Annotated in this window: 5 protein-coding genes and 2 pseudogenes; 3 read left to right on the top strand and 4 right to left on the bottom strand. The window is 73.2% G+C overall.

The features are described from left to right. Positions 1-270 (bottom strand): annotated as a pseudogene (locus tag KS423_RS30215) (1-deoxy-D-xylulose-5-phosphate reductoisomerase); the annotation flags it as partial. Between the two features lie 82 nt (positions 271-352). Between KS423_RS30215 and KS423_RS30210 the strand changes: the two are divergent. Next, positions 353-1,021, top strand: a complete 669-nt coding sequence (locus tag KS423_RS30210; RefSeq protein ID WP_224282951.1) for an NAD(P)-binding oxidoreductase — start codon at positions 353-355, stop codon at positions 1,019-1,021. Positions 1,022-1,120: 99 nt separating this feature from the next. Here the strand turns inward: KS423_RS30210 and KS423_RS30205 are convergent, their stop codons facing one another. The 3 genes from KS423_RS30205 to KS423_RS30195 form a co-directional block, all read right to left on the bottom strand. Beyond that, complete coding sequence (locus KS423_RS30205) at positions 1,121-2,563, bottom strand: aldehyde dehydrogenase family protein (protein WP_224282950.1); 1,443 nt, start codon at positions 2,561-2,563, stop codon at positions 1,121-1,123. Between the two features lie 264 nt (positions 2,564-2,827). After that, on the bottom strand, positions 2,828-4,396 hold the full coding sequence (locus KS423_RS30200) for a PucR family transcriptional regulator (RefSeq protein ID WP_224282949.1): 1,569 nt from the start codon (positions 4,394-4,396) through the stop codon (positions 2,828-2,830). A gap of 153 nt (positions 4,397-4,549) precedes the next feature. Further along, on the bottom strand, positions 4,550-6,553 hold the full coding sequence (locus KS423_RS30195; RefSeq protein ID WP_224282948.1) for an ATP-binding protein: 2,004 nt from the start codon (positions 6,551-6,553) through the stop codon (positions 4,550-4,552). A 341-nt stretch (positions 6,554-6,894) separates the two neighbouring features. Between KS423_RS30195 and gabT the strand changes: the two genes are divergently transcribed. Both gabT and KS423_RS30185 read left to right on the top strand, forming a co-directional pair. Then, positions 6,895-8,235, top strand: coding sequence for a 4-aminobutyrate--2-oxoglutarate transaminase (gene gabT / locus KS423_RS30190; RefSeq protein WP_224282947.1), 1,341 nt, complete (start codon positions 6,895-6,897; stop codon positions 8,233-8,235). Between the two features lie 495 nt (positions 8,236-8,730). Next, positions 8,731-8,955: pseudogene (locus tag KS423_RS30185) on the top strand (phosphoesterase PA-phosphatase); the annotation flags it as partial.

The raw sequence follows: 8,955 nt of genomic DNA, 5'->3' as shown, positions 1-8,955 counted from the left end.
CAGCGCCTCGCGCAGCGCCGGCTCGGCCGCCGGATCGGCCACCGCCACGGTGTGCACGCCCAGCCGCACCGCCTGCTCGGCGAGCAGCTCCACCCGGCCGCCGGCCGCCGACAGGGCCACCACCCGGAAGCGGTCCGGGTTGCGGAGCACGACGTCGATGGCCTGGGTACCGATCGAGCCGGTGGACCCCAGGATCACCAGCTCCCGGGGGCCGGACGGGTCCGCCACGGTGGGTGTGAAGCGAAGCTGTGGGTGAGCGAGCGAAGTCATGCGCCCATTGTGTCCTGTCCGCGGCACCGCCCCGGTACTTTCCCCCGGGCCGCCCCGCCCGTCCCGGGCTACCGTCGGAACCATGCGTACCGTCATCGCCGGGGGCCACGGACAGATCGCGCTCCGGCTGGAACGGCTGCTCGCCGCCCGCGGCGAGCGCCCCGCCGGGATCGTCCGCCGCCCCGAACAGGCCCAGGACCTCGTCGACGCCGGCGCCGAGCCGCTGCTGCTCGACCTGGAGGCCGCCACCGCCACGCAGCTCGCCGGACTGCTGACCGGTGCCGACGCGGTGGTCTTCGCCGCCGGCGCCGGACCGGGCAGCGGCGCCGCCCGCAAGAACACCGTCGACCGGGACGCCGCGGTGCTGCTCGCCGACGCCGCCGAGCTCGCCGGGGTCCGCCGGTACCTGATGGTCTCGGCGATGGCCGCCGACGCCGGGGCGCGCTACCCCGCCGACGAGGTCTTCGAGACCTACCTGCGGGCCAAGGGCGCCGCCGACGACGCCGTCCGGGCCCGCACCGGGCTGGACTGGACGGTGCTGCGCCCCGGGCGGCTCACCGACGGCCCCGGCACCGGCCTGGTCCGGCTGGCCCCCTCGGTCGACCGCGGCACGGTGGACCGGGCCGACGTGGCCGCCGTCCTGGCCGCCCTGCTGCACGAACCCGGCACCGCCGGACTGACCCTGGAGCTGGTCGCCGGGAACGCCACCGTCGAGGAGGCGGTCGCCGCGGCCGCCCGGCACGACGGCTGAGCCCGCGCGGGCGCGAACGCGAGGAGGGCCCGGTTCGGCGAACCGGGCCCTCCTGCCGCCTGGTGCCAGGGCACCGCTACGACACCGCTACGGCATCGCTCAGAGGTCGAGGCCGGTCAGGACCATGACCTTCTCGACGGTGTAGTCGTCCATCGCGTACTTGACGCCCTCACGGCCGACACCGGAGTCCTTGACGCCGCCGTACGGCATCTGGTCGGCACGGTAGGACGGCGCGTCGCCGATGATCACACCGCCGACCTCCAGCTCCCGGTGGGCGCGGAAGGCGGTCTGGAGATCGTGGGTGAACACGCCGGCCTGGAGCCCGAACGCCGAGTCGTTGACGGCCGCGAAGGCCTCGTCCACGCCGTCCACCTTGTGCAGCGACAGCACCGGGCCGAACACCTCGGCCTTGGCCAGGATGGCGTCCCCGGGCAGGTCGGCCAGCACGGTCGGGGCGTAGGTCGCGCCCTCGCGGGTGCCGCCGGTGAGCACCTTGGCGCCCTTGGCGACCGCGTCCTCGACCCAGGACTCGACGCGCTTCGCGGCGTTCTCGTCGATCAGCGGGCCGACGTCGGTCGCGTCGTCGCTCGGGTCACCGGTGACCTGCGCCTTGACCTTGGCGACGACCTTCTCCGCCAGCGCGTCGTACACCGAGGCGTCGGCGATCACCCGCTGCACCGAGATGCAGGACTGGCCGCCCTGGTAGTTGGCGAACATCGCGATCCGGGTGGCCGCCCAGTCCAGGTCGGCCTCCGAGGACCAGTCGGCGAGCACCACGGCCGCGGCGTTGCCGCCGAGCTCCAGGGTGCAGTGCTTGCGCGGCACCGAGTCCATGATCTGGTAGCCGACCTTGTCCGAACCGGTGAAGGAGATCACCGGCAGGCGCTCGTCCTGCACCAGGGCCGGCATCCGGTCGTTCGGCACGGTCAGGATCGACCAGGAGCCGACCGGCAGGTCGGTCTCGGCCAGGATCTCGCCCAGCACCATCGCCGACAGCGGGGTCGCCGGAGCCGGCTTCAGGATGATCGGGGCGCCGACCGCGATCGCCGGGGCGATCTTGTGGGCGACCAGGTTCAGCGGGAAGTTGAACGGGGCGATCCCGAGCACCACGCCGCGCGGGAAGCGGCGCACCACCGCGAAGCGGCCCACGCCGCCCGGGTCGGTGTCCAGCCGCATGGTCTCGCCGTTGGTGCGGCGCGCCTCCTCGGCGGCCCAGCGGAAGACCGACACCGCACGGCCGATCTCACCGCGGGCCCACTTGATCGGCTTGCCGTTCTCGGCGCTGACCAGCTGGGCGAGCTCCTCGGTGCGCTCGGTCAGCCGCTTGGCCACGTGGTCCAGGGCGGCGGCACGCTGGTGCGCCGGGGTGGCGGCGAACACCGGCAGCGCGGCGACGGCGGCGTCCAGCGCCTCCTCGACCTGGGCCTCGGTCGGGATGCTCACCTTGCCGACCAGACGGCCGTCCCAGCTGTTGTGCACCTCGAAGTCGGCGTCGCCGCTCGCCCGGCGGCCGGCGAGCCAGAAATCGTACGTGGTGGTCACCGTGGTACCGGCCCTCTCCTCGTCTGTCCTACGGCCCACGGACGTGGGACCCGGATTTGAGGGTAGGCGGGGCGGCGCGCCGACCGGATTGGCCGACTAGGAGCGTTCGCCCCCGGGGCCACTCCACCGCGTCCTACCCGGGGGTGGCTCGCGTCCCGCGGGGGCGCGCCTGCGTCCTACGGGACCCGCCTGCGTGCTACCGGGCCCTCCTGCATGCTGCCGGGACCTCCCGTGCCGCCGGGCCGCCTGCGTCCTGCCTGCGCCTCACTCCTCGCCGGAGCGGAGCGCCAGCCACAGCTCCATCCGCACGTCCGTGTCGTCCAGCGAGCGGCCCAGCAGCTCCTCGACCCGGCGCATCCGGTAGCGCAGCGTGTGCCGGTGCACGCCCAGGTCGGCCGCCGCCGCGTCCCACTGGCCGTGCCGGGACAGCCACGCCCGCAGCGAGGCCACCAGGTCCCCGCGGGCCGTCCGGTCGTGCTCCCGCAGCGGCCGCAGCAGCCCCTCCGCGAAGGCCGTCACCGCGTCCTCGCCGAGCAGCGGCAACAGCGAACCCGCGCCGACCTCCTCGTGGTCCACCGACCGGCGGCCACCGCGCAGCGCCACCGCCAGCGCCCGCTCGGCCTGCGCGTGCGCCGTCCCGGCCTCCTCCAGCGCGGCCGGCGCCGAGACGCCCAGGGACAGGCCCTCGTGCTCCTCCACCGCGCCCAGGCAGGCCCGGTGCACCGCGCCGTTGTCCAGCGCCAGCACCATCAGCCGCGGCCCGTGCACACCGTCCTCCCGCGCCACCAGCAGTTTCTCGCCCACCCGGGCGCCCGCCTGCTCGGCCCGGTCCCCCAGCTCCCCGAGCGCCTCCGCGGCATCCGCGTTGGCCGGCCCGGCCCCGGCCACCAGAACCCGTATCGTGCCCTCCGGCAGCCCTCCGAACAGCCCCGCCGCCACCTGGCGGGCCGTCGCCACCTCACCGGCCAGCACCATCCGCAGCAGCGCCGCGCCCATCCGCTCCTCGGCCTGCCGCAGCTCCCGCGAACGCTCCAGGGTGAGGGTCAGCAGCGCCACCGCCGCGTTCAGCACGTACCGCTCGGTCGGCGTGATCCTGTCCTCGGTCCCGACCGCCAGGAAACCCCGGGCCCGCCGGTCCGCCCCCAGCGACTGGACCACCACGTAGTCCTCGTCCGCCGTGTCTATCCCCGGCGCGCGCCCCTGCAACGCCGCACTCGACGGCGCCGGCCGCCGACGCAGCCGGTCCACCTCCGCCGCCAGCCGCCCCGCCCGGCGCGCCGCCCAATCCGGAGCCACCACCGACAGCGCGCCCGACCCGTCGTACAGCGCCGCCCAGCCCCCCAACCGGGCCGCCAGCCGGCGCACCACCGCCGTCGTTCCGTCCTTGCCGAGCGCCGCCCGGGTCAGCTCCTCCTGCGCCTCGAAGCTGGTCGTCACCGCCTCGTACTGCTCAGCGGCCAGCGCCGCCGACACCACCTTGCTGATCGCGATGAACGGCGTCGGCTCCGGCACCCGCAGCAGCGGCAGCCCGCGCTGCGCCGCCGCGTCCACCAGCGGCTGCGGCACCTCGGTGTGGGACAGCCCCACCCCGAGCCCCAGACCGACCACCCCCGCGTCGGCCAGCCGGTGCACGTACGCCTGCAGCTGCGCCGCCGTACGGCCCAGCTTGATACCGGTGGTGAGCAGCAGCTCGCCACCCTCCAGGAACGGCGTCGGGTCGTCCAGCTCGCTGGTGTGCACCCAGCGGACCGGCCGCTCCAGGTGATCCGCACCGGCGAGGACCGTCAGATGGAGCGACGTGTTGCGGACGACGGAGGCGAGTGTGGGGGGCATGGCACCTTCGGGGGATCGACCTGACCGCGCCATTGCGGCCGGGCGAGGAGAGGGACGTGGGACTGGTGAGGGTCTCTCCCCTTCATTATGGACGCTCCGGACAACCCGCACTGCCGAATCCACCTCGGAGGCGACTTCCCGGCGGCCCCGCCGTCACCCCCGCAGATCCACCAGCAGCGGCGGCACCTGCTCCCCCGACACCGCCGTCAACGACACCACCGCGTGCCCGGCCGGCAACGCGTGCGCCAGATCCGACGGCGACCACCGCAGCCGCTCCACGTCCCGCGTCGTCACCGACTCCGTCTGCGCCGTCGTCCCCGACAACGCCTTCCGCCCGATCCGCCCGGCCCGCCGGATCACGCCACCGGAGGTGTCGGGGGTATGAGTGACCTCTGTCTCGTGGACGACATGTGTGCCCCACGCCTCGGAGAAGAACTTCCCGTCCCAGGGGGCGATGCCGGGGAAGACCATCCGACATCCCACCGCCCCGAACAAGGGGGTCCTCAGCGATTCCGGCAGATCCATCAAGGTGCGGAGCAACAGCACCGCGCCCGCGTTGGCACCCCGCATTCGCTGGAGGCCGCGTATGGTGTTCGCGTCCAGGGCGGCGGACGCATCGTCCACCACCAGTCCGGCGAACAACGAGCGATCCTCGCGGGCGGCAGCCGCCACGACGAACTGTCCCACCACGAGACGAGAGAGGATCCGGGCGGCCTCCGGGTGGCTTCGCTCGGGCAGCTTCACCCGGACCCGGAGCGGGTGGTCGAGCGCGCGCATGGCGAAGGGCAGCCGGCCCGTGCCGTCCGTGGCGAAGGCCCCTTCGAAGGCCGGACGGTCGAGAAGTGCCAGGCGGTCCGCCAGGAGGATCCCCGGATCATCGGCGCGTTCCTGCTGCCGCTGCCGGTACTCGAGGTCCCGCTCGTAGACCGACAGCTGGCCCGTCGCACGAAGGGCCTTGACGAGGGGTTCCATCATGTCCGGCTCCCCGGAGAGCAGTGCCCGCAGTTCACGGACCCCTGGGTAGCGCCCATAGGCGGTGTTGAACGGTCCGACCACCTGTTGAAGCGTCGTTCGGGTGCTCTCCGCGCGCGCGATCAGCTCGTCCGGCAGCAGCGCGTCCGCGAGTCTGGCGGCTGCCTCGTCGGGATCCTGCGTCGCTCCGTAGAGGTCCAGCCCGTAGACCGAACCCGGCTCGCCCGGTGCGATCACCACGTCGTACCAGTCGTCCGGGCCGAGGTCCGCGTCCGCTGCCCCGACCACTACGACGCATGCGGTCCCGGCCAGCGTCTGGAGGCACAGGGCTTCCGTGACGGGGCGTGCGAGTCGAGCCGTCTTACCGGTTCCCGCAGGGCCGACAGCCAGCAGTGACGTCCCCAGGACGGTCGGGTCCAAGGCGAATCCGGTCGACCGGTGGCCGTGCGGGTTCTTCACCACGTCCTGCGTCGTTCCTAGCCGCACCTGTTGCAGCAACAGATCGTGCCAGGCCTTCCTGGTCACCAGGTCCCGGGCCTCCGAGGGGTGCGAGAAGGCCGCGGCGCCCCGTGCGAGCACCTGGTCGACGAAAGCGGGGAGGAAGACGGCATCGGCTTGGGTGGACTCCCACGCCCGTTGGATCCGGACGTAGTCGACGTCCCCGGCCTTCGCGTGGTCCAGCTTCTCGGCTGCCGACGGCGCTCCGCCCGATCGCTGGGCAAACCACGGGTCGGCGACAGGCGACGACTCGGGGTCAGCGGCTGGCCCGGCCGGGGCAGGCCCCTCGTGGGTGATCGCCCGAGCAAGGACCGGAGCGACGTTCTTCCGCCATCCGGAGCGAGTGAGGAAGCGGCGGCCGACCTCGCGCCATCGCCCGGTGCGCCAGAACACCGCGGCCGCACAACTGATGGTGATCAGGTTGATGAGGACCTGGACGGTGTTGAACTGCTCCGGCGACGTCCCGGCAAACCACCCGAGAAGGCCCACCACCCACACGAGCACGAAAGTGCCGATGTAGTAGGTCGCGACCGTGGCGACAAGGTTCAGGGCAGCACGCCACAGCAGCTGCCCGGTGGGGACCTTCGCTTCCTCCGCCTCGATGGGATCGGTCCACTTGTAGCCCTGCCGGAAGATCCCGGGAGCCGCCTCCGGCCGAGGAATCGCCACCCACGCCGGAAGGTCCAAGGCCTCGTCCGCGCCCGCACCGGACCGTGGGTGGGGCACCGGGGTCGGGGGTCTGGTGGTGGTGCGCTCGCCGTGGTGGTGTGCCCCGCCCTGTGCCATGTACGGCCCCGTTCCCTCGCCCGCCCGGCCCGACCGCCCGTCGGTGCCGCCATACCCATGCCGCCGTACCGGCGACACGCCCGCGCTCAGGGTAGTGGAGCGTGGCCTGCGGGTAGTCGCGCCACCCGCGCTGGCCGTGCCGGACAAGTCGGACGGCGCACTGCTACCGAGTGGCGCGTGCCCGGGTGGGGAGGGCGGCCGTAGCCTGCGAAGCACCGAGCCGAGAAGTCTGGAGAAACCCCATGAGCGCCGCAACGCCGCTCCCGCAGGAGCGCCGCCTGGTCACCGCGATCCCCGGTCCGAAGTCGCAGGAGCTGCACGCCCGCAAGCTGGGTGCGGTGGCGGCCGGTGTCGGCACCACCCTGCCGGTGTACGTGTCCCGTGCCAACGGTGGCGTGCTGGAGGACGTGGACGGCAACTCGCTGATCGACTTCGGCTCCGGCATCGCCGTGACCAACGTCGGCAACAGCGCCGAGGCCGTGGTGGCCCGGACGACCGAGCAGCTGGCCAGCTTCACCCACACCTGTTTCATGGTGACCCCGTACGAGGGCTACGTGGCCGTCGCCGAGCAGCTGAACGAGCTGACCCCGGGTGACCACGAGAAGCGCACCGCGCTGTTCAACTCGGGCTCCGAGGCCGTCGAGAACGCGGTGAAGATCGCCCGCGCCTACACCAAGCGCCAGGCCATCGTGGTGTTCGACCACGGCTACCACGGCCGCACCAACCTGACCCTGGCGCTGACGGCTAAGAACATGCCGTACAAGCAGGGCTTCGGTCCGTTCGCCCCCGAGGTCTACCGGGTGCCGGTCGCCTACCCGTACCGCTGGCTGACCGGTGCGGAGAACGCCGCCACCGAGGCCGCCGCCCAGGCGATCGACACCATCAACAAGCAGATCGGCGCCGAGAACGTCGCCGCGATCATCATCGAGCCGATCCAGGGCGAGGGCGGCTTCATCGAGCCGGCCAAGGGCTTCCTGCCGGCGATCGTGGAGTTCGCGAAGGCGAACGGCATCGTGTTCGTCGCGGACGAGATCCAGACCGGTTTCTGCCGCACCGGCCAGTGGTTCGCCTGCGAGGACGAGGGCATCGTCCCGGACCTGATCACCACCGCCAAGGGCATCGCCGGCGGTCTGCCGCTGTCCGCGCTGACCGGCCGCGCCGAGATCATGGACGCCGCGCAGACCGGTGGCCTGGGCGGCACCTACGGTGGCAACCCGGTGGCCTGCGCCGCCGCGCTGGGCGCCATCGAGACCATGAAGGAGCAGGACCTCAACGGCAAGGCGCAGCGGATCGGCGAGATCATGCTGGGCCGCCTGCGGGCCATGCAGGAGAAGTACGAGATCATCGGTGAGGTCCGCGGTCGCGGCGCGATGATCGCCGTCGAGCTGGTGAAGCCGGGCGGCAAGGAGCCGAACGCGGAGGCCACCGCGGCCATCGCCAAGGCCTGCCACGCCGAGGGCCTGGTCGTGCTGACCGCCGGCACCTACGGCAACGTGCTGCGCTTCCTGCCGCCGCTGGTCATGCCGGAGCACCTGCTGAACGAGGGCCTGGACATCCTGGAGGGTGCGTTCGCCGCCCTCTGAGCGGTGTCGCCCGTCAGGTCGTGAACCCCCGCCGGAGGGTTGTCCGGACAGCGCTGAACGGCCCGTGGGGACCTCTGGTCCGCACGGGCCGTTCGGTTTGCGGGCGCGCCGTGCGGGCGGTCCGGGCATGATCGACGGGGTGCCCCGGAGGCTGCCCGGCGCAGGGTGAAGATGATGTGCGGAATCGCTGAAGGCGCTCGGCGCGGAAGGGCTGTTGACGTAGTGTCATCGCAGATGGACAGCGAGCCTCAGCCCTTGGCGCGGCCGTCCGCGGGGCCCCGTCCGGGGTCGTTTCCGCGGGTGCCGCGTGAGGACGACCAGGCCGGCCCGGGAGGGCCGGCGCACACCGAAGGCCGATCGACCGACCGTCCGACCCACACCCCCCGGGGCGCACGGAACGGCGATCATCAGAGCCGCCCCGGAGCTCTCCCCCCTGCTCCGGGGCGGCTGTCCGCTGCCCTGGGGCGGGCGGCGCGGTCGGTCGCCGTACCGGTGGTGGCGGCGGTGCTCCTGCTGGTGGTGTCCTGGCAGGTCGCGGCGGACGGGCCGCTGCTGGGCGTGGACCGTTCGGTCCGCCAGGCCGTCCGCACGGCCCACCTGGACTTCCCGAGCGCACTGCTCGACCGGTTCGGCCACTTCCTGTCCGACCTGGGCAGCGGCGTCCCGGCGGTCCCGGTGCTGCTGTCGGCCGGCGCACTGGCCGCCTGGCGCGGGCGCCGG

It is taken from the genome of Streptomyces sp. LS1784 (genome assembly GCF_020103755.1).
Lineage (GTDB): Bacteria > Actinomycetota > Actinomycetes > Streptomycetales > Streptomycetaceae > Kitasatospora.
This window is presented reverse-complemented; position numbering and strand designations above follow the sequence as displayed.

Excerpts from the sequence above, each read along its gene's own strand:
- gabT (WP_224282947.1), top strand. The coding sequence starts at position 6,895 with ATGAGCGCCGCAACGCCGCTCCCGCAGGAGCGCCGCCTGGTCACCGCG.
- KS423_RS30200 (WP_224282949.1), bottom strand. The coding sequence starts at position 4,396 with ATGCCCCCCACACTCGCCTCCGTCGTCCGCAACACGTCGCTCCATCTG.
- KS423_RS30210 (WP_224282951.1), top strand. The coding sequence starts at position 353 with ATGCGTACCGTCATCGCCGGGGGCCACGGACAGATCGCGCTCCGGCTG.